1 protein-coding gene is annotated in these 978 nt (G+C 56.1%); it reads left to right on the forward strand.

What is annotated here, in order from left to right; all coding sequences use genetic code 11:
• A partial coding sequence (locus J07HQW2_RS10820) for an AAA family ATPase (protein WP_048075253.1) occupies positions 1-803 on the forward strand: 803 nt, incomplete at its 5' end.
• Positions 804-978: the final 175 nt, after the last annotated feature.

Genomic DNA, 978 nt, shown 5'->3' on the forward strand with positions numbered 1-978 from the left:
CGAAGACGTCGGGAGTGTTGCGCTCTGAAACCCATTTGACGAGAGGTTTCACGCCACAGGAGCCAGTGGGTCGCAGCAGTGAGATCAGCCGAGTCGCTGAGGCTGTGAAGCCGTTGACTCGGAATGAGAGACCTGATAATCTGCTGGTTCATGGACCGGCTGGTGTCGGGAAAACGACCTGTGTACGTCATGTGTTCGACCAGTTGCGGTGTGAGACCTCAACCAAGGCGATATACATCAACTGCTGGCAGTACGATACCCGTTCCTCTCTTCTCACCGAGCTGTTGATCGAGATGGGGTATCCGGCGCCGAGGAAAGGTCGTCCTGTGGATGAGATACTGTCGCGGTTGCAGGAGTTTATCGGGAAAAGCCGGAGCGGTGTGGCTGTTGCATTAGATGAGTTCGACCGTTTGGGAGACCAGACTGAGGTGGTGTATGACTTGGAGATGTTGAGCACCAATATTGAGAAGGACATGGGCTTGGTGATGGTGTCGAATCGGGATCCACGTCAAGTCCGGCTTGACCCGAGAAGCGAGAGCCGTCTGGACTGCTCGATACTAGGCTTCGATCCTTATTCTGAGGCGGAGCTTGTCGATATTCTTGATCAGCGTGTGACGCAGGCTTTCCGACCTGGAGTTGTTGAGGACGGGGTTGTGGAGGTGATTGCTGAGCGGGTGGCTTCGGACAGTGGTGACTGCCGGGAGGCTTTGGGTCGGTTGCTGAACTTCGGTAGGTGGGCAGACAGAAATGGGCTGGGTGATATCGGTGTGGAGCAGTACAGCGAGTTCCGCAGCCAGGGCTGAGCCGGTGGCGAGTTCCTATTCCAGTTTGTTGAGGGTTTCGCGTTGCTGTTCGACTCCGGAGTGGCTGTATTTCTTGGTGGTCTCCTTTGACTTGTGTCGGAGCTGTTTGGCGGCGGTTGCTAGCCCGCCCTCTGCTTCAGCGTAGTTTCCGGTTGAGTGACGGATGCTGTACGGC

Source organism: Haloquadratum walsbyi J07HQW2, assembly GCF_000415985.1.
GTDB classification, from domain to species: domain Archaea; phylum Halobacteriota; class Halobacteria; order Halobacteriales; family Haloferacaceae; genus Haloquadratum; species Haloquadratum walsbyi_B.